Annotated in this window: 22 protein-coding genes; 15 read left to right on the top strand and 7 right to left on the bottom strand. The window is 61.6% G+C overall.

Going from position 1 to position 23,712, the window contains the following annotated elements:
• Positions 1-102 precede the first annotated feature (102 nt).
• Entirely contained in the window at positions 103-324 is a 222-nt protein-coding gene (locus NMP03_RS06250; RefSeq protein ID WP_256508039.1) for a helix-turn-helix domain-containing protein, read from the bottom strand.
• A gap of 5 nt (positions 325-329) precedes the next feature.
• Positions 330-791 carry a hypothetical protein gene (locus tag NMP03_RS06245; protein WP_256507628.1) on the bottom strand — a complete coding sequence of 154 codons (462 nt, stop codon included), beginning with the start codon at positions 789-791 and terminating at the stop codon, positions 330-332.
• A 452-nt stretch (positions 792-1,243) separates the two neighbouring features.
• Between NMP03_RS06245 and NMP03_RS06240 the strand changes: the two genes are divergently transcribed.
• From NMP03_RS06240 to NMP03_RS06225, 4 genes are all read left to right on the top strand, one after another.
• Positions 1,244-1,612, top strand: a complete 369-nt coding sequence (locus tag NMP03_RS06240; protein WP_256507627.1) for an excalibur calcium-binding domain-containing protein — start codon at positions 1,244-1,246, stop codon at positions 1,610-1,612.
• Between the two features lie 546 nt (positions 1,613-2,158).
• On the top strand, positions 2,159-4,018 hold the full coding sequence (locus tag NMP03_RS06235) for a tetratricopeptide repeat protein (protein WP_256507626.1): 1,860 nt from the start codon (positions 2,159-2,161) through the stop codon (positions 4,016-4,018).
• A 279-nt stretch (positions 4,019-4,297) separates the two neighbouring features.
• Positions 4,298-4,714 (top strand): hypothetical protein, encoded by a 417-nt coding sequence (locus NMP03_RS06230; RefSeq protein ID WP_256507625.1) that lies wholly within the window; start codon positions 4,298-4,300, stop codon positions 4,712-4,714.
• A gap of 188 nt (positions 4,715-4,902) precedes the next feature.
• Positions 4,903-5,703: an aspartyl protease family protein gene (locus NMP03_RS06225; protein WP_256507624.1), complete on the top strand. Its 801-nt coding sequence runs from the start codon at positions 4,903-4,905 to the stop codon at positions 5,701-5,703.
• Between the two features lie 231 nt (positions 5,704-5,934).
• On the opposite strand, the gene NMP03_RS06220 is transcribed toward NMP03_RS06225, so the two are convergent.
• Complete coding sequence (locus NMP03_RS06220) at positions 5,935-6,150, bottom strand: helix-turn-helix transcriptional regulator (protein ID WP_256507623.1); 216 nt, start codon at positions 6,148-6,150, stop codon at positions 5,935-5,937.
• Positions 6,151-6,910: 760 nt separating this feature from the next.
• On the opposite strand from NMP03_RS06220, the gene NMP03_RS06215 reads away from it, so the two are divergent.
• The 4 genes from NMP03_RS06215 (at position 6,911) to NMP03_RS06200 (ending at position 10,279) form a co-directional block, all read left to right on the top strand.
• A complete protein-coding gene (locus tag NMP03_RS06215) occupies positions 6,911-8,647 on the top strand; it encodes a ParB/RepB/Spo0J family partition protein (RefSeq protein ID WP_256507622.1) in 1,737 nt (578 codons plus the stop codon).
• 56 nt (positions 8,648-8,703) lie between these two features.
• On the top strand, positions 8,704-8,940 hold the full coding sequence (locus NMP03_RS06210; RefSeq protein ID WP_256507621.1) for an RNA polymerase sigma factor: 237 nt from the start codon (positions 8,704-8,706) through the stop codon (positions 8,938-8,940).
• Positions 8,941-9,007: 67 nt separating this feature from the next.
• Complete coding sequence (locus NMP03_RS06205; protein ID WP_256507620.1) at positions 9,008-9,931, top strand: nucleotidyltransferase and HEPN domain-containing protein; 924 nt, start codon at positions 9,008-9,010, stop codon at positions 9,929-9,931.
• Between the two features lie 72 nt (positions 9,932-10,003).
• Positions 10,004-10,279, top strand: a complete 276-nt coding sequence (locus tag NMP03_RS06200) for an HU family DNA-binding protein (protein WP_256507619.1) — start codon at positions 10,004-10,006, stop codon at positions 10,277-10,279.
• 92 nt (positions 10,280-10,371) lie between these two features.
• Here the strand turns inward: NMP03_RS06200 and NMP03_RS06195 are convergent, their stop codons facing one another.
• From NMP03_RS06195 to NMP03_RS06185, 3 genes are all read right to left on the bottom strand, one after another.
• A complete protein-coding gene (locus NMP03_RS06195; RefSeq protein WP_256507618.1) occupies positions 10,372-10,890 on the bottom strand; it encodes a MucR family transcriptional regulator in 519 nt (172 codons plus the stop codon).
• Between the two features lie 214 nt (positions 10,891-11,104).
• On the bottom strand, positions 11,105-11,434 hold the full coding sequence (locus NMP03_RS06190; protein WP_319937629.1) for a conjugal transfer protein TraD: 330 nt from the start codon (positions 11,432-11,434) through the stop codon (positions 11,105-11,107).
• The gene (locus NMP03_RS06185; RefSeq protein ID WP_256507617.1) at positions 11,346-11,669 is read right to left on the bottom strand and encodes a conjugal transfer protein TraD; all 324 of its coding nucleotides are present in this window, start codon (positions 11,667-11,669) and stop codon (positions 11,346-11,348) included. The genes NMP03_RS06190 and NMP03_RS06185 overlap by 89 nt, the downstream gene beginning before the upstream one ends.
• Positions 11,670-11,841: 172 nt before the next feature.
• Between NMP03_RS06185 and traA the strand changes: the two genes are divergently transcribed.
• On the top strand, positions 11,842-14,718 hold the full coding sequence (gene traA / locus NMP03_RS06180) for a Ti-type conjugative transfer relaxase TraA (RefSeq protein WP_256507616.1): 2,877 nt from the start codon (positions 11,842-11,844) through the stop codon (positions 14,716-14,718).
• 408 nt (positions 14,719-15,126) lie between these two features.
• On the opposite strand, the gene NMP03_RS06175 is transcribed toward traA, so the two are convergent.
• Positions 15,127-16,716 (bottom strand): hypothetical protein, encoded by a 1,590-nt coding sequence (locus NMP03_RS06175; protein WP_256507615.1) that lies wholly within the window; start codon positions 16,714-16,716, stop codon positions 15,127-15,129.
• A gap of 296 nt (positions 16,717-17,012) precedes the next feature.
• On the opposite strand from NMP03_RS06175, the gene NMP03_RS06170 reads away from it, so the two are divergent.
• The 6 genes from NMP03_RS06170 (at position 17,013) to NMP03_RS06145 (ending at position 23,691) form a co-directional block, all read left to right on the top strand.
• Entirely contained in the window at positions 17,013-17,834 is an 822-nt protein-coding gene (locus NMP03_RS06170; protein ID WP_256507614.1) for a DUF5131 family protein, read from the top strand.
• 35 nt (positions 17,835-17,869) lie between these two features.
• Positions 17,870-18,721 carry a three-Cys-motif partner protein TcmP gene (tcmP, locus tag NMP03_RS06165; RefSeq protein WP_256507613.1) on the top strand — a complete coding sequence of 284 codons (852 nt, stop codon included), beginning with the start codon at positions 17,870-17,872 and terminating at the stop codon, positions 18,719-18,721.
• 539 nt (positions 18,722-19,260) lie between these two features.
• Positions 19,261-20,586, top strand: a complete 1,326-nt coding sequence (locus NMP03_RS06160) for an SIR2 family protein (protein WP_256507612.1) — start codon at positions 19,261-19,263, stop codon at positions 20,584-20,586.
• Positions 20,583-21,116 (top strand): hypothetical protein, encoded by a 534-nt coding sequence (locus NMP03_RS06155; protein WP_256507611.1) that lies wholly within the window; start codon positions 20,583-20,585, stop codon positions 21,114-21,116. Before NMP03_RS06160 ends, NMP03_RS06155 begins: the two co-directional genes overlap by 4 nt.
• On the top strand, positions 21,113-23,140 hold the full coding sequence (locus tag NMP03_RS06150; RefSeq protein WP_256507610.1) for an AAA family ATPase: 2,028 nt from the start codon (positions 21,113-21,115) through the stop codon (positions 23,138-23,140). The genes NMP03_RS06155 and NMP03_RS06150 overlap by 4 nt, the downstream gene beginning before the upstream one ends.
• The gene (locus tag NMP03_RS06145; RefSeq protein ID WP_256507609.1) at positions 23,137-23,691 is read left to right on the top strand and encodes a hypothetical protein; all 555 of its coding nucleotides are present in this window, start codon (positions 23,137-23,139) and stop codon (positions 23,689-23,691) included. Before NMP03_RS06150 ends, NMP03_RS06145 begins: the two co-directional genes overlap by 4 nt.
• Positions 23,692-23,712 lie beyond the last annotated feature (21 nt).

Genomic DNA, 23,712 nt, shown 5'->3' with positions numbered 1-23,712 from the left:
GATCAAGAATTGGGAACGCCATCCTTCCTCAAAACTGGGTCCTGCCTAATGATGGAAACGCCAACACCCGGCGTTGGGAGACAGCTACCGTTCCTATTAGCTTCATGTAGGAGTGATGTCTTGCGGATCAGGCAAGTAGCTGAGCAGCTCGCCAGGCTGGCACTCAAGGATAAGACACAGTCGGGCAAGCGTAGAAAAACGGATGCCGCGAACCTTTCCTGAACGAAACAATGATAATTGAGTTTCGCTCAAGCCTACTTCTCGTGCGACGTCTTTGCCAGTGACCCCGCGTCGAGCGAGTACCGCATCTAATGTCACCTGCATCGGCATTACAGGATTTCAGCGAGTTCGGCGCGCGCTCTGACTGCGTCACGAAGCGGTCGTGCAAGAACAAACAGCAACAGCCCGACGCAACCAAGGGTGATTGCCGCAACATCAAAGATTCCCTGGCTGGTCGATACGCCGAGTAGCAGCCTAACGAGCCACAGCTCGCCGAACACTCTCGCGACGCCTCCCAAGAATAGGCAGATACCGAGGTGTTCCAGCAGCGTAGCGAGTGCCGCTTCCACCGCCTCACCTTTTGCGATCGCGGCATGGGCATGCTGAATCATCCAGATGGCAGCGAGGTAAAACACTGTAGGAAGGGTTGCGACGAGGTATTTTATCTTGGTCCCTTCGGCGCGTTCGGCGTCCAGCAGACCGGTGCTATTCAGCACCACCCCGAGCAACGCGAACGCCAAAACGATCAACGTCAGATAACGCGCGCCTTTGACGATCCTCAGATTCGACATGTGAGCCTCCAAATTTATATCTAACTTAAACAATGCTACGGAGTTTAAGCAAGAGTTAAATTTGGATAACGCCGCAGGCGGCCGTCACCTATGGCCCGTAGTGGTTCGACTCCCTTTCCCGATTGGGAACGTCTGGTGAGCAAAACCGGCCGGGCCAGCGCAAAAGAGGCGACGCCCGCAAAACCGCGGCTCCCATTTTCTCAAAACCCGTTCCCAATTGTGCTTTCCCAAAATGGGCGGTTGGAGATGGAGTTATGGGAATGCCGAGGCAGCCCTCGAACGGCCGGCTTCGGGACGACGAGGGGGGCAACAAGCCGACCGAGATTTGCCGTCAGCTGATCGGCCGCTTTGCGCCGTGGCGCTGATGCAAAACTTTTGATTTTTGCATCACGCCGTTCCCGATGGAGGGCAGTAGGAACCGGTCGTTTACAGTTGTCTAATAGGCTCGCTGGATGAGCTTCAAAAAGCCCTTTCGAGCCGTTCCGGTAAAACTGGGAAGCCACTATCGTCGTAAGCAGCGTACTAGCGACCGGAGATCGACGATCAAGGTTTTCAGCGCTGCTATCGCGGCCGGGGCCATCCTAGGAGTTGGGAGCATCGTTCTTGATGAGGATGGACGAGCCCGGATGGTTTCGGCTGCAAAACCGGTTGCGGTATGGGCTGGAGTGGCCCGGGCAAGGAAACCACAGGCCGGTGATTTTTGGAGCGGATGCGATGACGCCCGTGCTGCCGGTACCGCACCGATCTATTCTGGTGAACCCGGCTATCGCGAAGGCATGGATGGCGATGGTGATGGGATTGCCTGCGAACCTTATCGGTAGAACCGACACAACTGGGACCCTTTGCGGGACAGCGACGCTTGTCTCCAGCGTCGCTTCCACCGGGCGCATGAACGGCAGAAAACGCCCAATTGCAGACATTCCCAAGATGCGGCACCCCATCCGCGAAGGGAAGGCTGAAAGCCTGATCCGCTTGCGCCTATCAAAGGCGCTTAGCGCTTAAAGCGAAAGGCCGATGAGGCCGCCGACCGTTGCGGCAAGCGCAACTCCCAATATTAGCGGGATTGTCAGGAATTTCGGTGCCGCACGCCTATGCCAGGCCGGCGGCTCAAACTCGTCCAAAGAGCGTAAGCGCTTCTTATCTGCCATGGGCGCCTCGTTTTCCACTAGTCTGGGCCATTCATGCGAACCATAAGCATCAGATTTGTACATCAGACCGATGGCGGAATTCCGACCGCCATCGGTCCGATGCAAAACTTGTGAATCTTGCATCGCAGACGCCGAAAGCGACGGGGAGCGCATGCTTCCCAGATACACAATCATCCTCATAACTTTGCCGGGTGAAGCGCTGGTTAAGTACAGGCTTTGGTGCAACGCTGGTTGCGCGCAGCCGCTTTCCAGTATGTATTGAACTCAGAGGATATTGCGGTCGGAGAGGATCCAATGGTTCTACGATGGATATTGGGCATCGTCGGCATCGCCGTTGGTGTACCAGCGCATGCGCAATTGAACGGACCGGTAAAAAATGGCGAAATGACCATTATCGTCACAGGCGTGCGGCCCAACGAAAAGAAGGTCGAGATGAGCAGGTGGCGCGTGGCCGAAACGCCGCACGTAATGGTGTTTAGCCAAGGCAACGAAAAGGCATTGCGGCAAACCGCACACAATCTCGAGAAGCTTCATTTTTTGCTTTCGACTCTTCATGGCCGCGTCGACACTGCCGACGAAACGATAAAAATTGCCGTGACGATGATAGGGGATGCGGGGTCGTTCGAGCAGCTTCGATTGACGGACCTGCGCTGGCAATATGGTCCGTTCCCTCCGGCGTTCTCAAAAACGATCTACTATGATCCGCGCGAGGAAGGATCGGTGCTCGCCACGACCGAGGACGGCGTGAACGTCATTATGCAACCGTCAGACGGTGGTCCAACGCCCCGTAATTGCGAGGGCGACGGCAATTCTCCGCTGAATAGCTTTGTGGGAAACTTTACCCAGGTCAGTTCAGTAGGAGCAGTACCTGAACCCGATCTTTCCGACTTCCTGTCAAAAGTTCGAAAGAACGAAATTAGCTTTTGCCAGTCTGCTGAGTCCCGCCTTTACGCTGGTTTCGCACAAAACTACCTCATGACCTATTTCCCGGCAGCATATCCCCGCTGGTTCATGCAGGGATTTGGTGAAATGTTCGCTACACTGATCGCGAAGGAAGGTGAGGTGGAATACGGCCACCTTCCGACAGGCTACTTTAAAGTCCAAGACTATTACTTCAAGTATCCAATTACCCACGTTCTGGACGGCAGATACCTGACAGGAAAGGGGCGGACCTGGACGCCATATCACGCATGGCGGCTAGTCCACCTTCTCTATTTTTCAGATGAATGGAAACCACGGCTCCAAGCTTACCTGGAAGCGCTCGGACGCGGTGATGACCTGAAAAGCGCGGCAACTGCCCTTGGCGAGCCTGCAGCGCTGCAGCGGGCTGTCATCAATTACCGCGGGCGCAAGCTGGAGGCCGAACGGATTACCTTCCCGGCCGAGCGAGCGCCTGAGCCGGTTATTTACCGCCTGACCCGTGCCGAGGCCGGCCTGATCCAGGGTCGGCTAGAGTTAGGCGCGCGGATCGATCTACCGGTAAAAGAAAGCCGCGATCACAAAAAAGCACTAGCACGGCGCGCCGCTTGGCTTGAACGGCTCCGAGCGAATGCAACTCGCTTCCCCAACTTGATCGAACACCAGCTCCTGCTGGCAGAGGGAGAGTGCCGCGCCGGCAACTCCGAACCTTGTCTTGCCGCGGCCGAAAGGGTGATCGCACAATCGCCAAAGGCAACCAGAGCGCTGGTATGGAAGGGTACGGCGCTGACCCAATTGGCGGCGCGGGCCCCCACTGGCGAGCGCCCCCAGCGGCTCGCCGAGGCTAGGAAATCGATCGTTAGGGCCAATCGACTTGATCCAGAAAGCAGCCTTGCCCTACTCGCTTATCACGGTAGTTTCGCGGGTGATAAAGGGCAGGCCCCGGACATAGCGGTCGACGGTTTATTCAAAGTCGTAAGGTCGGCACCCGCCGCACCCGGCCCGCGTGTGAAGCTGGGCAAGGAGCTGATCAAGCGCGACCTGAAGGTGGAGGCCCAAAAGACGCTGCTGCCCGTGGCAAAGGGACCGTTTGAAACGCCTGAGCAGCCTGTCGCCACCAAATTGTTGACGGTCGGGAACGCGATGGAGCCCGAAAGTTAGGCACTCGCTGTTAATTAAAGACAGACTACCTTGCCCAAATATTCTCATGCAAAACTCGTGAGTTTCGCATCACCGAACGACCAAAAGTGGTCGTGAAGCGACGGTCTGCTCCAGACAGCGATATTGATTTGTCGGAAGAACGGCTAGATACCGCTAAGCACGCTTTTAGCTAAGCCGTGCAATTTGGACTGCCGCGCGACGTTCAACGCCGGCCTCTGATGACCACCGATCGGCTCTGCGTCGTCTCGGAACCGATCTTACTGCGAAGGGCAGCAAGACATGCGCTTTTCAATCTACCTGCTTCTGGCGATCGCAGGGCTGCCGACGGCGGCAACGGCCATGCCAGCATCACAATTTATTGAGGAATGGCGTGCCGTCTCCAAAGGACCCGCGGCCAACAGGCCCCGTTCTGCCGAGATGGCAGCAGCAGATCCGCAAATCCAAGTGCTGACGGCGGAGTTCGCGGCCGCTCTACAGGCATACCGTGGCCAGCTTCTTGAAGCACGGGCCTCGGGCAAGCCAACACGCTCCTGTCCGCCCAAAGAGGTCAAGCTAACGGTCGACGATATGATCGCTGATATCGAACGCCTCCCGGTGTACTGGCAGAGCCGCGAGTTCTCAGATGCGTTCGGTAAGGCGATGGACGTGCGGTACCCCTGCGCGTTGGGCGCGCGAACCGGCGAACCAACGGGATGACGCCTCAACGGATCCGGTGCAACGCGCCCTACCGCAGCCTCCTGCTCTTGCTTCTGCTCGCAAGCGAGCCGGCCCGCGCATGGCAGTCATCGACGCCCCGGCTGACATCCGATCTCCCTGCCGCACGAACGGCGGACAAGCCGCCGATCATACGCCTCGTCGCGGGACGCGACTGGGCGCCGCAAAGCATGGAGATCGTGAAGGGCTTGATCCTCTTCCAAGGCCGCGTGAACGGTAAGCCGGCGACGATCCTCCTGGACAATGGAACCGGGCGGACGGTCGTCGACACCATTTTTGCCCGGCAAGCAGGCATTCAGATCGGTGAACGCGCGGGCGAGGCTTTGACCGGCACCGCCCGAATCGCGACGTTCGGGACCGGCAGCACCGTCCTTGAAGTCCCACACGCGTTCACGATGACGGGGGAGCTAATTTCCTTTGACCTGCGCCCCATATCGCAGGCGCTTGGAAGGCAGGTAGATGCAGTGTTGGGGGGCGACGCCACAAACGTCATGGCTGTGATGCTCCAGCCTGACAGGAACCAGCTATCGCTCGTGTCGAGCGGATCGATCGAGCTCAACGGGCCGGACGTCGTCAGGCTGCCCCTGCTGACGGGAAACCAGGTCGAAGCCGCCATCAACGGCCACAAGGTAAATCTACTTATCGATCTCGGCTATTCTGGTGCGGTTAAGGTCAGCGAAGCGGCTTGGAAGCAGATCATGGGCCGGTCGAATGTGGGAGCAGCCGAGGCAAACAGCATCGCAGCCGACGGCACGGTGCTAAAATCTAGGGTCGCTCCCGGTGACCTGAGCATCGGCCGCATCTCGTCGGAGAACGCCCCGATCGCCAGCGGCTATGTTCCCGTAGGAGCAAGCGACGGTTTGATCGGCGCCGGCTTCTTCCTCAAAGGAACCAGCGTCGTCGACGGTCCGGCGCGACAGGTGGTCCTCATCGTCCGGCGAGAGGCGCAGAGGCCGGCCCCCCTTCCGTAGGCGTTTGTAGCCCTTCCACTTTAGGTAACGACGCGGAAGGGGGCAGCATTTTCGAGAATTGATCGTTTTGAGAAGGGCGGCAAATTCTTCGATGCCGGCAGTCGCCGCCCGCCCTCCTGAACTTGGCTTGGCCGGCCTCCACATAGCCGTCCTAAGGAGCAGCCGGGAGTCACATCGGCGGTCGGCATCGCCGATTGCTCGGCAAGCCACCGATGGCGAGGCGCAATGCCGTCAACCGGAGGAATCGTCGTCATTGCCGTAGAACATCGGGTTGCGCAGCCAGGCGCTGACGGCTGACTCGCGCCAGCCGGCACAACGGTCGCTGATCTGCACATTCCTGGGAAATGTGCCCTTTTGCATCTTGCGGTACATCGTCGAGCGGCTGAGGCCGGTGCGTTCGAGTACCGTCTTGATCCGGAGGATACGGTCGGGGTGGTCGGTTTGCATTGGTATCACCTTGGATGCTGTGCGTTTGCGTGGTGCTCCCCGGCAAAGTTGCTCAGATTCTATCGACATGAACAGGGCGCTGTTGGGGCCAGTTGGGCCATCGGCGGTGACTGGCGTGCCCATGGACGGCTCGCGTAGGCGAACCGAATTTGTCCTGTTGTGTCAGCGGGTCCCACGCTTCGCGTGACCGCGTTTTAGGCCGCGAATGGCGGCCCCGAGTCGTTTGCCACGTCTCGGCCCCTTCGGGCGACGATCGCTGACGTCGGATTGGTCCGGGGGACCAATCTGCCCCCATGCCGGGCAGTAGAACGCGATATCTGATGCGCGTGCTCTGGACAGCTTCTGCGAAGCCGCCAGGGTCCGCAGTGCTTTTGTTTTCCGCGTGGCGCACTTGATCCGGCCGGGGGGCACGGCGACGGCTGGCGCACGGTTGCGCGCGCACGCCGCCGTGCCGGCCGTCCGGATTCGAGAGAGCAGCTTTGTGAGCTCCTGCGGAGCGGCACCGCTGGCGCGGTGTTGGCTGCGGACGCGCCGCTACCGCGTCGCGGCGTTTTGCCTCCGGCATTCGATCTGGCGGGGGTGGGCGTCGCTACCCTCTAGTCCCGCGGCGGCAAGCCGCAACCCGGGCTTCGCCCGGGTCCTTCACGGTGTTGCGGCCCTGCGGGTGCAGCCCGCCGCTATAGCGGGACTGCCGGTTCGCTTCTGCCGCCCACCCCCGCCATTCCGGCGCCGGTTGCGGTGGTTTTGAGGAGTAAGGAAGATGGAACTCAAGCACATTGCACTCGCCAATCTCTCCGTTTCGGCGGCTAACATGCGCGCCAAAGGAGCCAGGCCGGATATTGCCAACATCCTGCCGTCGATCCGAGCGCGGGGCGTGCTGGTCCCGTTGATCGTGCGGGCGAACGGCAGTCCCGACACCTATGAGATCGTGGCGGGCAAGCGGCGCTACCATGCGGCGCTGGCGGTGGCCCAGGACGGCGGTGGGATCGAGGAATTGCCCTGCGCGGTCATGGCGGCGGGGGACGATGCGGCGGCGCTCGAAGCCTCGCTGATCGAAAACCTGGCGCGGCTGGACCCGGACGAGGTGACCCGTTGGGAAAGCTTCACGCGGCTGGTCAGGGAAGGGCGCTCGCCCGAGGATATCGCGCTCACCTTCGGGCTGACCGAGCTGCAGGTGAAGCGCACGCTGGCGCTTGGCAACCTGCTCCCCCGCATCCGCAACCTGTACCGCAAGGGCGATATCGATGCGACGACGGTGCGGCACCTGACTCTCGCTTGCCGGGCGCGGCAGCGCGAATGGCTGGGGTCGCTGGACGATCCCGAGGTCTATTGCCCAACCGGGCATCAGCTCAAGGCATGGCTGTTTGGCGGCGCTTCGATCCCGGTCAGGGCGGCGCTGTTCGATCTTGCCAACTATTCGGGCGAGGTGGTTTCGGACCTGTTCGGCGACGAACGCTACTTTGCCGACAGCCCGACCTTCTGGGCGGCGCAGACCGCTGCCGTGGCGGCTAGGGCCGAAAGCTACCGTGAGGCGGGGTGGCGCGAGGTAATCGTGCTGCCCACCGGCGAGACCTTTCAAAGCTGGGAGCATGAGCGTTGCCCCAAGCGCAAGGGCGGCAAGGTGTTTATCGCGGTCGGCACGCGCGGCGACGTCGCGATCCACGAAGGCTATGTGTCGCTCAAGGACGCGCGGAAGTGCGAGCAGGGGGAGCAGGTCCAGAAGCCGGTACGGCCCGAGGTCAGCGCACCGATCCAGAACTATGTCGATCTGCATCGGCACGCGGCGGTGCGCGCAGACCTTGCCAGCCATCCTTCGGTCGCGCTGCGGTTGATGGTGGCGCATGCCGTGGTCGGTTCGTCGCTCTGGAATGTCCGGGTCGAGGCGCAGCGTGCCGCCAGCGATGCGATTGCCGAAAGCGTCGAGGGATGTGCGGCGGAGGCCGTGTTCGACGAGAAGCGGCGGGCGGTGCTGGCGTTGCTCGGGTTCGATCCCGAGACGCCAACTCTGATCGGCGGCTATGAAGGCGAGCATGGGCTGGCAGGGCTGTTCGTGCGCTTGCTCCAGCTTCCCGATCCGGCGGTTTTCGACGTGGCGGCAATCGTCATGGGTGAGGCGTTCGAAGTAGGGAGTGCGCTCATCGAAGTGCTGGGGCCGCTGCTCGGCACCGACATGGCCAAGGTCTGGCAGGTAGACGATGCGCTGCTCGACCTGATCCGCGACCGCGAGGTGATCGGCTGCGTTCTGGCCGATGTTGCGGGTGAGGTGGTTGCCAGCTCTAACGAGAAGGCGACTGGCAAGGCCAAGCGCGGCATCGTCCGCGATTGCCTGCATGGGTCCAATGGTCGCCCGCAGGTCCAGCGCTGGGTGCCGAAGTGGATGGCGTTTCCGCCTGCTGCCTACACCGAGCGGGGAGGGGTTCCGACCGCTATCCGCGCCGCGAAGGTGGCGAGCCTCGCTGTTACGCCCGAGCCGCTGCCGCTCCGTCACGCGGCGTGATCTGATGCTGGCGGTCGAAAGACCGCCGGTTTCCTTGCCCCTGTGGGAGACTTCCCATGACCAAGCATCCCGACGCCGAGCAGCTAAAACTGCTCGAACGTGCGATCCGCAAGCTGCCTCGCCGCCAGCGCGAAATCTTCTGCGCGGTCCGCTGCGACGACCTCAGCTACGAGGAAATTGCTGAGCGTACCGGCCTCACCGTTGTGGAAGTCGAGCGCCTGTTCGCCGAGGCGCTGCTGAACATCATGCGCCGGCTCGATTTGAAGCCAAAGCGCTGGTGGCGCTTCCGCTGACTTCCCTCCGCGCGGGGTAACCCGCGCGGTTGTTCTTTTCTGCCATGCTCGGATAGGATAGCCGCCCATGCGAACCGACCTTGATCATCTTCCTGCAGCCAAGCAGCGCGAACTCGAACGCGTCTTGCAGATCCTCTTCGAGGAGTTCGGCGACGCGAAGGCCGTCGCGACGTCGGAGTGGAAGAAGCAGGCGCGCATTCTCAAGGTGGTCCTGTACGGCAGCTATGCGCGCGGCGGGTGGATCGACGAGCCGCACACCGCCAAGGGCTATCAGTCCGACTTCGATCTGCTGGTGATCGTCAACAACGACAAGCTCACCGACCGGGTCGAGTTCTGGGCGACAGCGGAAGAGCGGCTGAACCGCGAACTCGCGGTGACGCGGACGCTGCGGACGCCGGTCAACTTCATCGTTCACACGCTCGCCGAGGTGAATGATGGGCTGGCGCACGGGCGCTATTTTTTTATGGATGTCGCCCGCGATGGCATCGCGCTCTATCAAAGCGAAGATACCGATTTTCACGAGCCCAAACCGAAGACGCCGGCACAGGCGCTCGCGATGGCGCGCGAGTATTTTCAGGAGTGGTTTCCGAGCGGCGGAGAATTTTACGACAACTTTCAATTTAATCTGTCGCAGGGCCGCTTGAACAACGCCGCATTCCAGCTCCATCAAGCTGCGGAGCGCCTATACCACTGCGTGCTACTGGTCTGCACATTCTACACACCGCATGTGCACAATTTAGGCTTTCTGCGCACCCAGGCTGAGCGGATCGATCCGCGACTGATCGACGCGTGGCCGCGCGATCATCGCGTCGATCGATCCCGCTTCGAGAAGCTCAAGGAAGCGTATGTGAAGGCGCGCTATTCGAAGCACTATCGTATCACCGAAGAGGAGCTGGCGTGGCTTGGCGAGCGCGTCGAGGTTCTTGGTCAGGCCGTGCAGGTTATCTGCGAGGATCGCATCACGGCGCTGGAGCACAGCGCAGCGGCCTGAGGGGCACGCAGCGCTGGACGCCGATCGCTACCGAACCTAGAGGGCACGCCCCAAGCAAACGGAGCACAGCCCATGAACAATTCCGATCTCGCCGACCGCGTTTCCGAGGCGCACGATCTTTCGAAGGCCGATGCGCGCAAGCTGATCGACGCCGTCTTTGCCGCGATCACCGAAGCCGCCGCCGCTGGTGACGAAGTGTCGCTGAACGGGTTCGGCAAGTTCAAGGTGAAGGAAAGCGCGGCGCGCGAAGGTCGCAATCCCGGTACCGGTGAGGCGATCCAGATTGCTGCTTCGAAGAAGCTCGCCTTCACACCTGCCAAGGCGGTGAAGGACAGGCTGAACGGCTGATCCGAATTACGCAGTCGGCGCCGCCGACGCAGTCATGCGCCGGCAGTAATCGGCCCACGGCGCGCGACCGGAGGGTCGCGCGCCGCTCGCATTCATGCAGTCGCGACCTTGAGTCGTTTGCGCGCTGCGGGCTTTGCCGCTTCGGCAGGGGCAGGGTCGGCAGCCGCGGCGCGCGCCTGGCGACCCTTGCTACCGAGCCCGATCTTCTTGGCCATCGCGCGGCGCGCTTCCGAATAGGTTTCGGCGACCATCGGATAGTCGGCTTTGAGGTTATAGCGTGCGCGATATTCCTCGGGCGTCATGCCATGCGTGTTGAGATGCCGGCGCAGCGTCTTGTACGGCTTCCCGTCGATCATCGACAGGATGTGATCCTTCGATGCCAATGACTTACGCGCGGTAACCGCCGCAACATATTCGGGCGCTGCGGCTTCGGCGGTGTCTTCATTGCTTTCAGCCGATACGCCATTTGCAAGTTCGAGCACCGTCGCGTGCATCGTCCGCAGAAAGGCCGGAACGTCATCTGCAGCGGCGCGATTATTCTGGTTGCCGAGCCATGCGATCGTCAGTTCGGTTGCGAGGTCGACTGCATTCGATTGTACGTCGTCGGTCATGTTGGTCTTTCTAAAGGGAAGGGAATCGTCGGCGCTGTTTCCGCCGAGCTGAAAACAACCATATCGGCTGTAACCTGAATGTCGAATGCTCTTTCCAAGCCAGCGTTCCCTGCTTGAGCCATGTCAGGCAAATAGAACCGTCCGACCTTCTCGCCTTACTCAACCCTGCAAATTCGCCGGTTGAATGGTTGCTCGGCAATTGCGATCCGGGGGATCACTGGTCTTCGCTGACCGACGCGTCGTTTGCGAACGCGCGTTTGCCGCGGCGCCACCACAGCAGCATGTGCCGATCGCGCTGGTCGCCTTTCAGTTTGGCAGAGACCTCGAGCAGCGCGCCGTAGATCACCGCGCGATCGTCCTCGGTCAGGACTACCAGTCCCGCTTTCGACACCAGACCACCAAGCTCGATCAACTGACGCGTTCGCTCGCGGCGCTTCACTTGCCAGTCGCGCATGTCATGCCGCGCCCGGTCGAGCAGCAGGCGGTTGCGGCTCGTGGTCGTTCGGCGATCCGCTGCCTGGGCCGCGGCGAGCGCGGCTGCCATTGCGGGTCGCCGTTTGAAAGAACGCAGCTCCTCGTGACCGCTGCGCCTCCTTGCTGGCTACATCGTCGATCCTGGTCGCGATCAACAGCGCGCCGGCCAATTGTTCGATCGGTAGCGCGTCGGCCCCGGTGGCTACCACAAGTTCGCCAAGCTGCTCCAGTTTACGCGCCTTGAGTGATCGCGCCTTGTCATCGAGCGCCTTCAACTCGGCATCATAGTCTCGTGGCTTGCGCATTGTAGTATCCTCCAATATTATCGGAACGACCATCTAGTTATCGCTGTCGTCGATAAGCGGCAATGCATTGAAACCCCTTGGGACCACCGCGTCCCGAGATAGATGAAATCTTTCGAGGGCGCGCTTATACGTCGTGCCGACGTAGTTTGTGTAGTGTAAGTGGACTGCCGTCATGGCGATCTACCACTTCTCGGCAAAGGTCATCTCGCGCGCTGCTGGCTCGAGCGCGGTTGCTTCCGCTGCCTATCGCTCGGCGTCGCGGCTGCACGATCAGCGGCTCGATCGTCATCACGACTTCTCGAACAAAGCCGGGGTGGTGCATTCCGAGGTGTTGCTGCCCGACGACGCGCTTGAGCATCTGCGCGATCGTGCAGCGCTGTGGAACGAGGTCGAAGCCGCGGAGAAGCGGGTCGACGCGCAGCTGGCGCGCGAGGTCGAGTTTGCGATCCCGCGCGAGCTGAACCAGGTTGAGGGCATCCGGCTTGCGCGCAACTTCGTCCAGCGCGAGTTCGTGTCGCGCGGCATGGTCGCCGACCTCAACGTGCATTGGGATATCGGCGCTGACGGCGAGCCCAAGCCACATGCGCACGTGATGCTCGCCACCCGCTCTGTTGATGAGTACGGGTTCGGTGCCAAGAACCGCGACTGGAACCGCACCGATCTGCTCAAGCATTGGCGCGAAGCATGGGCCGAACATGCCAACGCGCGGCTTGCCGAGTTGGATATCGACGCACGTATCGATCACCGCACGCTGGAAGCGCAGGGCATCGACCTTGAGCCGCAGCACAAGATCGGTCCTGCGGCTGCGCGGATGGCGCAGCAGGGGCTCGAGTCCGAGCGGCTTGTCGAGCACCACGCGATCGCTCGCGCCAACGGCGACAAGCTCATTGCCAACCCCGGACTCGCACTCGACGCAATCACACGAACCCAGGCGACATTCACGCACCGTGATCTGGCGATGTTCGTGCACCGTCACAGCGATGGAAAAGAGCAGTTCGACGCCGCGCTGGCTGCAGTCCGGGCTAGCCCCGACATGGTTGCGCTTGGCAAGGACGGACGCGGCAACGAGCGCTTCACCAGCCGCGACATGCTCGACACCGAGCAGCGGCTAGAGCGCGCGACCGAACATCTCCATGCCAGTCGCCGGCACGGCGTTGGCGAACAGCAGCGCAACGCTGCCCTGGCTCGGGCCGAAATGCGCGGACTGGTTCTATCAAGGGAGCAGCGAAGCGCGTTCGAGCATGTGACGAAGCCGCACGCGATCAGCACGGTTGTAGGCTACGCCGGGACCGGCAAGTCGGCGATGCTCGGCGTCGCGCGCGACGCTTGGGAGAATGCGGGTTACGCAGTGCGCGGTGCTGCGCTGTCCGGCGTTGCTGCCGAGAACCTTGAAGCAGGATCAGGCATCGCGTCGCGGACGATCGCGAGCCTCGAGCATCAATGGGGGCAGGGCAGGGAGCTGCTTACAACGCGCGATGTGCTCGTCATTGATGAGGCTGGGATGATCGGCACCCGGCAGATGGAACGCGTCATGGCAGAAGTGCAAAAACGCGGTGCCAAGGTCGTGTTGGTCGGCGATCCCGAACAACTTCAGGCGATTGAGGCGGGGGCGGCGTTCCGCTCTGTCTCGGAGCGGCACGGCGGCGTCGAGATCACCGAGATACGCCGTCAGCGCGAAGACTGGCAACGTAATGCTACGCGCCATCTGGCCACCGAGCGAACCGGCGAAGCCATCGCTGCGTACGAAGAACGCGGCCATGTCCATGTCGCCGCCACGCGCGATGCCGCGCGCGTCGATCTGATCGAGCGCTGGGATAGCGAACGGGTGGCGTCACCGGCTGCATCGCGGATCATCCTTACCCACACCAACGAGGACGTGCAGGGGCTCAACGAGGCCGCGCGGCAGCGCCTGCGCATCGCTGGCCAACTTGGGCAGGATGTCGGGATTGCGACAGGACGCGGGGCCAGAACGTTTGCGAGTGGCGACCGGCTCATGTTCCTGAAGAACGAGCGCAGCATGGGGGTAAAGAACGGCTCGCTGGGGGTGGTGCAGAGCGTCAGCGCTACGAGCATGGCGGTCCTGCTCGACAACGGCCGCGCGGTTGCCTTCGACATCAAGGACTATCACGATATCGACCACGGCTATGCCGCGACGATTCACAAGGCGCAGGGCGTGACCGTTGACCGGGTGCATGTGCTGGCGACGCCCGGGCTCGACCGCCATGCTGCTTATGTCGCACTGTCGCGGCACCGCGACGCCGTAGATCTGCACTACGGCCGCGACGACTTTGCCGATCACGGCAGGCTGGTGGCGACGCTCTCGCGCGAGCGCAGCAAGGACATGGCGTCGGACTATGCGCCGACCTTGGCGGCGCAGCGGCAGATCGTGCTGCCCGCACCCGCGGGGGACCAGCAGCAGGCTCCGAAGCGCGACATGTTTGCCGGGCTGAAGCTGCGGCTACCGCCGGAGCTTGCAGAGGCCCCCTTGCCGCCGCCCGATCCAGCGAACGCGCTGTCGCAGGCAGTAAAGCGTCACGCGGGGATCGTTCGTGAGATTCGGCACGCCCATAGTATCGGGACGCCCTACACCGCAGAGCAGCGACAGGCATTGACTGCCAGCCGTACCGCGCTCGATGCGCTCCGTCCGCATGCGCAGAGTGATCTCGAGACTGCGCTCGCGAAGGATCTGGGGCTCATCGCTGAAGCCGCCGAGGGTCGCACGTCGACGACAATCCGGGCGATGCAGCTGGAAACCGAACTGCGGGTCGCTACGGAAAACCGAGCCGACAGGTTTGTGCAGCGCTGGCAGACACTGGAGCGGCAGCGCCGATTGCTCCTGCGCGATTATGAGACCGCGTTCGCAAACGAAGTCGGGCATCGGATGATCGGCATGGCCAAAAGTCTCGAACGCGATCCACAGGTTGAATCGATCCTGCGCAATCGCCGAACCCAGCTCGGACTGCCAGAAGCGGATGGGCGCAGCATCGGGCAGAGCCTCGCCGACATGATCGGACGAGGGCGGAGCAGGGGGCTGGACATCGGGATGTAGGCAGCCATTCGGTAATGCGCCTCGATTCCGAGCGTTCAGCCGACGGCCAGCCGATCTCGAAAGCTGGTGATTGTCCAGGATCGAACTCCGACACAAAGGGTGGAAAGGAGACCGTCCGATTTCGGGCAGCGATCAGCATAAGCGGTCGTTCCTTCAGGCTGTTGGGCAGGGGGCCAACCGGCAGCTTTCTGGGTGGATCACGGAACGGCCGCTTTCGAGCGGCGACCGCGTTCAGCGAAGTTCGCCAGCCAGCCGCCATCGTTTGCACGTCGGCAGGCGCCCCGACCCGAAGTCTTTGATTTCGGCGCACGCCCAGGGTCGATCGCCAACATTCTCAACTCGGTCAGCCTCTCCCGTGTCCTCCGCTTTCATGCCCTAACTCGGTCCATTGACCACGCTGCCCCCCGCCTAGTCGGGATCGGCATCAACTAGGATGATGTTGCCAGGATCGATTAGGATGCTGAGTTGGTGCTGCTCTCCCATCAGGGCGCCATAGTCGTCGAGGTCGGCGACCGCAGGTCGAAGGTCGAGCAGATCGAACCGCGTTGACACGAACGATCGTCCGTTGTCTCTACGTTCAAGCTGGGCCTTAACGGCAAACGTGAAAGCTCTTTCTGCAAACGTCACGGAGTTGAAGAACAGGGCAGGCTGCTCGACGCCTGAGAGCAGCTCCCCCAGGTCGTCAAACTCGAACCGCGCCGCTGATCGGGGATTGAAGCACATGTCGAGCGACATCTGCATTTCGCCTGCGGCCCATATGTCGTCGAGCGCAAAGGCGCTTGGCATTGGCAGTCCGGCTAGGTCGAGGGCGCGCTGAAACCGCTCGACAAAACTGAGCAACGTTGGGAGCTGATCGAGATAGGGTCCTTTGAGACCATCAGCTGTCTGGACGCCTGGAAGACGAGTGCCTCGAAACTCGAACTCGACCGTTGCGTCGCCTTGTGAGAGATACGTCAAACCGCGTAGGAGTTGGACCCATGTCGGGAGGTCATGCCCTTCGAAGTTGAATGTCCCTACGCTCTCCATCGTGAAGCCGTCTTCCCGGAAAAGCAGCGTCAAGGCCGGGTGGCGCACGACGAGCCAAGGTCCACCGGCGACGGGGAAGGGGATCTGTGCCTCGCACTCGAAAGATGCGGGCGGTAGTAGCGCACCAGCGCGGATGACGACCCTGCACGGGCCAACCCGGGGCAAATCGATCGGAAACTCGTCTAGCCCCTCCAACAACGAGCCTTTGTACGGCACTCGGATGCCGAAGCGTCGATCGTAGCTGCGGAGCCGTAACGGCTTGAGTGGCGCCAATCCGGAAACCAAACGGGTAAAGTGATCCTGATCTTCGATGTAGATAAGCGCTTCAGTTTCGATCCCCGGCCCTTCGTCATATCCGAGCGTATCGAGTTGATGGCGTTTCTCGGCAACATAATCGCCCATGTCGGCAGGACACAGCTCCAGAAGCGCGCCGTGCAACCCATCGGCATCGATCTTGAAGCGCCGTGCCTTACGATAATCGAACGAGATCCACAGATGGTTGACATCAGTCCGGCCATCCCGCTCGGCGATTCGAAGGCGCCGCAGGACCTTCGCAAGGTCCTTTCCCAGAAGGTGGACGACATATCCCATGAGTTCGGTACCATCGGGACGCATGCGAAAAACGACGATGGCAGCCGGTCCCTTGTCCTTGGCCAGCCGCTCCATCGAGGACAGACGGGCACGAACCGAACCGGTCTCGCCGGCAGTGGCCTTGAGCTGAATCAGACATGTGCGCGGTTCGCGATGATCCAGCGCCTCACCAGTGGTGTCCATTAGCGGGAAGTCGACCCGAAAGTCCCAACCAGCTCGATCGCGACCAGCCTTGTTGCAGATGAGCTTGGCTTGCGCGCAGAGCTTAGCGAAAAGATTCTCGGCAAGATCGCCGAGTTCATCAGATGTAAGTTTCTCCAGCATCGCGTCAGGGCCGCGGCGGCAAAGCGCAGTGATGCTGGCACGGGCTACCAAGCTCAAACATGGCCACTGGCAGGTGGTGCGACGATTTGTTGCTTGCCTCGGCCATCATCTCATCTGCCAGTAATTACAACGCCCATCACCTCTGCGAGGCCCACCAGCGCTGCGTATGTGTCCATGTCGATCCTTCCTCAGGTTCGCCTTTTCCTTCTGTAGGCGAAACAGGTCCGACCTGTAGGATTCCGAACCCATGACGCTTCTCCCGCGAAGCATCCTCGCCCCACCTCGCCGGGAACGTAGTGGGAACGGCTAGCATCTTCAACATCGGGCTGTTAGATCAATGGAAGGAGTGTGCCTTGGCGAAGAATTCACGCATCGAATGGACGAACCACACCTTCAATCCCTGGTGGGGATGCGTGAAGGTTTCGCCGGCATGCAAGCATTGCTACGCCGAGGCTTGGGCAAAGCGCGTTGGTAGCAAGGTGTGGGGCGTCGGGTCCGAACGACGCTTCTTCGGCGACAAGCATTGGGGCGAACCGCTACGATGGAACGCGACGGCGCAGGCGGAGGGTCGACGCGTCCGGGTTTTCTGCGCATCGATGGCTGACGTGTTCGAGGATCGCCGCGACCTCGACGCATGGCGGGAACGACTGTGGGCTCTCATCGCCACGACCCCGTGGCTGGACTGGCTGCTGCTGACTAAGCGGATCGAACACGTGGAGCGCCTGTGTCCGTGGACCGACGCATGGCCGTCAAACGTGTGGATGGGGACAACGGTCGAGGACCAGCGCCGCGCCGACGAGCGACTGCCCATGCTGGCAGGACTGCCGGCCGCAGTGCGCTTCATATCAGCCGAACCGCTTCTGGGTCCGCTCGACCTGGGTCAATGGGTAGGATCGCTTGATTGGGTCATTACCGGTGGCGAGTCGGGACCGCATGCGCGTCCATCGAGCCCGTCATGGTTCACCGCTCTGCTAAACCAGTGCATGGCCGCGGACGTTGCATTCCACTTCAAGCAGTGGGGTGACTGGGCGCCAGGGCAGGGCATCAACCTCGCCAAGGCGCGAGCCGAGCAGGCAGATGACGGCACCACCATGCTACGTGTAGGTAAGAAGATCGCCGGCCGGACGCTGAACGGATCAGTCTGGGACGGTCTGCCGATAGCGAGGACGATCTGACAGACCACCCGCTTCTCCCGTTCGCTTCGTCGGAGATGCCGACGGTCGATCCCGCACGGATTAACAACCGCAAGGGTCTGCACTGTCCGTTGTGGACGGAGAACAAGGCGAGGTTAATTCAGGAATACATCAAGCTATTCACGTTCGTGACCAAGCATGGCACCTACATCGACGGCTTCGCCGCGCCTCAACGACGCAACCACTCGGCCAAGTGCTCCGCGAAGCTGGTGCTCGAGAACCAGCCCCAGTGGGTCCGGGACTTCTGGCTGTGCGACATCGACCCGGAGGGGATCGCGCTTCTGGAAGCGATCAAGACCGAGCACGAAGGCAAGAACCGGCGCATCCGCATCATGCCCGGGGATTTTAACACGTCGATCGAAGCGATCCTGGCCAGCGGTACCATAACCGAGAAAACCGCGACGTTCGCGCTCCTCGATCAGCGGACTTTCGAATGCGAATGGTCCACCGTGCAGCGGATCGCCGCGCACAAGACGACCACGAAGATCGAGATGTTCTACTTCTTTGCTACCGGCTGGATCGACCGGTCTATCGCCGCCGTCCGGAAGCCCGACGCTCTGGAACAGGCCGAACGCTGGTGGGGACGCCCAGACTGGCGTGATCTGCGAGGCATGAACGGCGTGGAGCGCGCCAATCTCCTCGCCGCTCGCTTCCGGGATGAACTGGGATATCGCTGGGCTTTCCCGTTCGCCATCCATGACTCCGCGCGAGGCGGGCGGACCATGTATCACATGGTCCATGCAACAGATCATTCCGAAGCATCGCCACTGATGCTGCGGGCTTACCGCAAGGTGTCCGGCCGCCCGGACTGGGATCGGCCAGCATTATCTCAGACGGACCTCAACGAGCTCTGGAACGAGGTCGTTTGACAGTAACGTTGCGCGTTGAGGGCGGCTACCTTCCGACGTACACCGTCAGGGATCCCTCAACATCCGCGCAATAAGAACCACATGGAAGGTGCGCCGCCACTGACGGCCTATTGCGGACCCGCTTGCCAAGGTGGTTTCGTTCACCAGTCCTCCCCCGATCCGCCTCCACAAAAAGAACGTCATGTGACACCGTGCCAGTCAGTTTCCGCACAGTCTGCTATCCTTTTCGAGAATACCGATAGCAGCACAGCGCGGGATCAATCGCCAAACCGCCCTTCTCAACGACGCGAACGAATGGCTGGAGTTGAGCAACCGAGAACAAGGCGCGAATGGCCGAAAGTGGGTCACCGGAGGAGAGCAGGGACGGCAGCTTGCTGCCAGGTTGCGACGTTTGCTTCTGACGGCGTGAACGTCGCAATCTGGAAAGATCAGTCATTCCGGCTACGTCAGGCCGCCCGGCAAGATCCTGCCGACATAGCGTCCGTTTGACGGCACCGTGATTGTCTTTACATCGAGTCGGGGGAGAACAGCATAACGCCATGGATGTGATCGATCTTCAAACTGGCGTCGACAAGGCTATCGATGCCCTGTTCGCTGATCGATTGGCATTGTTGTGCGGCGCCGGTCTATCGATGGCCGAACCGAGCCAGGTACCGAGCGCCGCGGTGCTGGCTTTGAAGGCTCAGCAATCATGGGCGGCGAAGTTCGGCACGTCCCGTCCGCCGCTGCCGGATAAGATCGACGATCAGGCGGAGCTCTTCTTCCAGAACGGCGAGCTCGCCGACGTGTATCTGCGCAGCTATATCGATCATGACGTATTCGCTGTCGAACCCAATGGCGGGCACTTTGCCGTAGCAGACCTCCTGTTGACCGGCGCTATCGGCACCGCAGTATCGACGAACGTCGACATGCTCATCGAGACCGCGGGAAACCTGCTGTTTGGGCATGTCGGAGCGGGTGTCGATCGCAACAGAGTCGCCGCGTTGCCCGCGACCAAATCACCACTGCTCAAGATCCACGGTTGCTGGAGCGATCCGCCGGGTACGGTCTGGGCCGCGGGTCAGGTGGCCGCGGAACCGATCAAAACGCGCCTGGCTGAAGGCGCAATTTGGGTGACCCAACGATTGCTTAACCGCGACCTCGTGATCGTCGGCTACTGGACCGATTGGGATTATCTGAATGCCGTGCTTGAAGAAGCTCTGGCCGCAGTCAGTCCGAGCCGTATCATCGTCGTCGATCCCTGCGATACCGCCACTTTTCCGGTGAAGGCCAAGGCGCTGTACGACCTTGGGTCCCGGGCAACGTCCGGCTTCTTCCACGTCCCGGTCTCGGGTGCCGACTTCCTCGACAGGTTGCGGGTGAATTTCTCGCGCGCAATGCTGCGCTCGATCCTGCACTCCGGCTCGAGAACCTATCAAAGTCAGACCGGTGTCGCGCCAGATCCAGCTTGGCTCGAGCCGCCGAGCGCCGATGCGAACACGCTGTGGCGCATACGGCGCGATCTCGAAGGCGCCGGACCCAATGCGCCGGCGAGAAGCCATCAGCCGGCCAGCGAACCGTTGCTCGGCATGACACTTCTCCAGCTGCAGGCGAAGGGCGCGACATCCGAGGACATCTGCTGGAACCTCGGTGGCACGCGCGTGCGGGTCCTGCGTACGGTCAACCGTCCGCTGCACGAGGTCGAGGCAGAATATTCCCGCGAGACCGCGCCCGTGCTTGCGCCCGAATATGTGATCGCCATCGGAGCCGAGGCGCTACCATTGCCGCCAAGCATCGCACGGGGCCCGGCTACCGGCTCGATCGCACGGGGATCCTCCACGAAATGGCGCTCACGCACCGATGCCGTCGAGGAACTGGGATTATGAGCATATTGCACCTCGCCGCCAGGCAACTCGATGATGCGGGCTATTCGGTCGCTGCGCTGACCGACGCCGATATCCGGTATCTTGCATTCGAAGGCGACAGCGTCCTGGGATTCGTGCTGCCCTTCGACGATGCCGGCGCCCTGATCGAGCACTGGCATCACGACAGTCAGCGCGTTTTGAAAGCCTCCCAATTCGGGCTCCGTCGCGCCGAGACCAAGGCGTGGAACGCTTATATAATTCTCCTGACCGACGGCGCATCGGACTACGCCTCTACGATCCGTCTCGGGGCCATTGAGGAAGACCTGACCGGCACCCGCAAGATCGCCCGGGCCGGCGTCGTGTCGGCGGACGATATGCGCGCTGCGCTGTTGCCGCTTCTCGCCATGCAGCACGCGCCCAGACTGGGCGCGGTCGATATGGTGGGCGAAATCCGCCTGAGAACGTCGGAACTCCCACCTGAACTCATCAATGCTTTCGTCGGCGGCGCGCCCGACGCGACCATCCTGCAGCTGCTCGAGGCCGGTCAATGAGGCTGAGATACGTCCATCTGCATGGCTTTCGCGGCTACCGCAAGCCGGTCCGCATCGATTTCGCCGAGAGCTTCACGATTATCGACGGGCGCAACGGCGTCGGCAAATCGACGATCTTCGACGCCGTGGAATTCGCGCTCACCGGCACGATCAGCAAATATCTCGACGCCAAAGCGGACGGCGAGTCGGTTACCGACTATATCTGGTGGACCGGCCCCTATGGGCAGGAGGACGATCTTTCCGATCATTTCGTGGAAGTGGGGTTCGGGGAAGAATCGGCATCGTTCGAAATCCGGCGAACGCCGCTCGATCCGACGAGCTTAGATGTACGCTCGCGCGCCGAAAAGCTCTATCTGCCGAATGCGGCACCGCGCGAAGCCATCGCGCAACTCTGCAATTCTACGATCATTCGCGACGAGCATATCGCCCGTCTGAGCCTCGATCTGAAGGAAGGCGAGCGCTTCAGGCTGCTTCGCGATGCCATCGGCGCGGTCGATGCGGACGACTGGATCAGGCGCGCGCAGGCGATCCACTCCGCGGCGGCCACAAAGCTCAAGACCGCTCAGTCTGACGCTGAGGCGGCCACTGTCGCCCAAGCGGTCGCAGTAAGGCAGATCGACGAAGCGCAGGCGTCCTTGCCCGCTGATGATCTGGTAGGGCAGGCAAGCGAACGGCTTCGGCGTGCCCTCGATACGACTGCAACCGGTGCCGCCCTTGCCGAACTCGCGCGACAGCGCCTTGCCGACATCGCATCGGCGATCGGGAAGCTCCAGCCGTTGATCGATGGCTTCGCCGGTTACGAGGCAGCGCGCACGGCGTTGCCCGCGAGCGAAGAGCGGGCGTCCGATGCGTCCGTCAGCGAAACGCTCGCGCAGATGAATTACGACGAAAGTGTCGCGGCGCTCGGGGCTGCGACGCGCGCGACCATGCTGTCGGCGCAGGCACGGCAGCTCGAGAACCTCGTCGAGATCGGCAGGACGCTGGGTCTGCGTGACGGACACTGTCCGCTCTGTGCGAGCGACGTCAGCCATGAAGCTTTTCATCGCGGTCTCGACCATGCGATGTCGATAGCCCGGACCTTGGACGCGCAGGCGGTCGAGCAGGCGCGCAAGGAGCGCGAGCGCGACACCGCGTTGACGGCGCTTCAGGCCGCTGAACGCGAAGCCGTTTCCGCCAATACTGAAAGCGGGCAGCTCGCCGACGCTGTCAGCGGTTTCGAGGGACTGCTGGCCGAAAGCCACCTCGCCGGCGCAAGCCGGATCGACATCGAGCACCGCCTCAGCGGTCTGCTGCGCGATCAGCAGTCGATTGCCGCCGACATGCCGATGCTCGACACGCTTTTGTTCGATCGGGTCATCTCGCGCGCCACATCCGATCAGGCCACAGCTGCCGAACGGGTACGACAGACGGAGCTCCGCCTCGGGCGTGCGCGTCTCGGGGAGACCCGTTCTAAAGCGCTTTACGATGCCGCGCGGCGAGCGTCGGCCGAGACGCTCCAGCAGCGACTGGACCGCGTTATCCCGCTGATGTCTGAGCTTTACCGGCGGTTGCGGCCGCATCCGCTTTGGGGCGACATCGAGTACAGCGTGCGCGGCGATGTCAATCGGTTTTTAACGCTCAAGGTCGAAGGCAACGTCAATCCGCAGTTCGTGTTCTCGAGCGGCCAGCGCCGTGCGACCGGGCTCGCTTTCCTCCTTTCGGTCAATCTTTCGATCGCGTGGAGCCGGTGGCAGAGCATCCTGCTTGACGACCCGGTCCAGCATGTGGACGATTTCAGGACGGTCCATCTGGCGGAGGTGCTCGCGCAGCTTTGTAGTTCAGGGCGACAGATCGTCTGTGCGGTCGAGGATCGCGCCCTGGCGGATCTGATGTGTCGGCGGTTGCCGTCATCGGTGGCGTCTCCGGGGAAGCGGATCAGTCTCGGAACCGATGCATCGGGCGCGCTTGCTGTCGTGCACGAACAGACAATCGCCACGTTGAGCCGGCGCTCACTGGTTCTACCGGAAGAACCACTGAGCGCATGACCAGCGCGGCGATGCTACGGCGCTTGCGTCGCGTCTTCGATCGTTCGTTAAGGGCATTTCTTGAGGACGATCTCGAAAATATTCTCAACGGTGTGTCCGAGCGGAACCTGTGCCAGCGGTTGTCGATGCCCATGGAAAGGCTGGCTCATGATGCCGGATTTCCGGAATATCGGGCGGACGTTGAGTATAACCGCGCCAATGACGGTCGCTTGAAAACGATTGCCGGAGAAAATCTTGAGACCGTTACCATCACCTGCGACCTCATACTTCACAGTCGCGGAAGGGTCGCCGACCCGGACAACCTCATAGCCATCGAGATGAAGCGACACTCGCATCCAGCGGCCGAGAAGCACAAGGATCGGGTAAGGCTGATGGCCTTAACACGCGAGCCTTACGAGGGCGTGTGGCCGGCCGACGGCCGGGTGGATCCGGCGCATGTCGGGAACTATTGCCTTGGCTACTTTGTCGAGATCGATGAACGACGGCGATCGCTGGTCGTCGACGAATATGTGCGCGCTGAGGTTTTACGAACAGAGCAGCTGAACTTCTGAGTCTCGCGGCGGGATTGTTGG

Origin of the sequence: Sphingomonas qomolangmaensis (assembly GCF_024496245.1) — a bacterium.
GTDB classification, from domain to species: Bacteria; Pseudomonadota; Alphaproteobacteria; order Sphingomonadales; family Sphingomonadaceae; genus Sphingomonas; species Sphingomonas qomolangmaensis.
This window is presented reverse-complemented; position numbering and strand designations above follow the sequence as displayed.

What these genes read in the sequence shown, in the direction of transcription:
- NMP03_RS06250 (WP_256508039.1), bottom strand. Translation starts at nt 324, where the DNA reads ATGCAGGTGACATTAGATGCGGTACTCGCTCGACGCGGGGTCACTGGC.
- NMP03_RS06245 (WP_256507628.1), bottom strand. Translation starts at nt 791, where the DNA reads ATGTCGAATCTGAGGATCGTCAAAGGCGCGCGTTATCTGACGTTGATC.
- NMP03_RS06240 (WP_256507627.1), top strand. Translation starts at nt 1,244, where the DNA reads ATGAGCTTCAAAAAGCCCTTTCGAGCCGTTCCGGTAAAACTGGGAAGC.
- NMP03_RS06230 (WP_256507625.1), top strand. Translation starts at nt 4,298, where the DNA reads ATGCGCTTTTCAATCTACCTGCTTCTGGCGATCGCAGGGCTGCCGACG.
- NMP03_RS06225 (WP_256507624.1), top strand. Translation starts at nt 4,903, where the DNA reads ATGGAGATCGTGAAGGGCTTGATCCTCTTCCAAGGCCGCGTGAACGGT.
- NMP03_RS06220 (WP_256507623.1), bottom strand. Translation starts at nt 6,150, where the DNA reads ATGCAAACCGACCACCCCGACCGTATCCTCCGGATCAAGACGGTACTC.
- NMP03_RS06215 (WP_256507622.1), top strand. Translation starts at nt 6,911, where the DNA reads ATGGAACTCAAGCACATTGCACTCGCCAATCTCTCCGTTTCGGCGGCT.
- NMP03_RS06210 (WP_256507621.1), top strand. Translation starts at nt 8,704, where the DNA reads ATGACCAAGCATCCCGACGCCGAGCAGCTAAAACTGCTCGAACGTGCG.
- NMP03_RS06205 (WP_256507620.1), top strand. Translation starts at nt 9,008, where the DNA reads ATGCGAACCGACCTTGATCATCTTCCTGCAGCCAAGCAGCGCGAACTC.
- NMP03_RS06200 (WP_256507619.1), top strand. Translation starts at nt 10,004, where the DNA reads ATGAACAATTCCGATCTCGCCGACCGCGTTTCCGAGGCGCACGATCTT.
- NMP03_RS06195 (WP_256507618.1), bottom strand. Translation starts at nt 10,890, where the DNA reads ATGACCGACGACGTACAATCGAATGCAGTCGACCTCGCAACCGAACTG.
- NMP03_RS06190 (WP_319937629.1), bottom strand. Translation starts at nt 11,434, where the DNA reads ATGGCAGCCGCGCTCGCCGCGGCCCAGGCAGCGGATCGCCGAACGACC.
- NMP03_RS06185 (WP_256507617.1), bottom strand. Translation starts at nt 11,669, where the DNA reads ATGCGCAAGCCACGAGACTATGATGCCGAGTTGAAGGCGCTCGATGAC.
- traA (WP_256507616.1), top strand. Translation starts at nt 11,842, where the DNA reads ATGGCGATCTACCACTTCTCGGCAAAGGTCATCTCGCGCGCTGCTGGC.
- tcmP (WP_256507613.1), top strand. Translation starts at nt 17,870, where the DNA reads ATGCCGACGGTCGATCCCGCACGGATTAACAACCGCAAGGGTCTGCAC.
- NMP03_RS06160 (WP_256507612.1), top strand. Translation starts at nt 19,261, where the DNA reads ATGGATGTGATCGATCTTCAAACTGGCGTCGACAAGGCTATCGATGCC.
- NMP03_RS06155 (WP_256507611.1), top strand. Translation starts at nt 20,583, where the DNA reads ATGAGCATATTGCACCTCGCCGCCAGGCAACTCGATGATGCGGGCTAT.
- NMP03_RS06150 (WP_256507610.1), top strand. Translation starts at nt 21,113, where the DNA reads ATGAGGCTGAGATACGTCCATCTGCATGGCTTTCGCGGCTACCGCAAG.
- NMP03_RS06145 (WP_256507609.1), top strand. Translation starts at nt 23,137, where the DNA reads ATGACCAGCGCGGCGATGCTACGGCGCTTGCGTCGCGTCTTCGATCGT.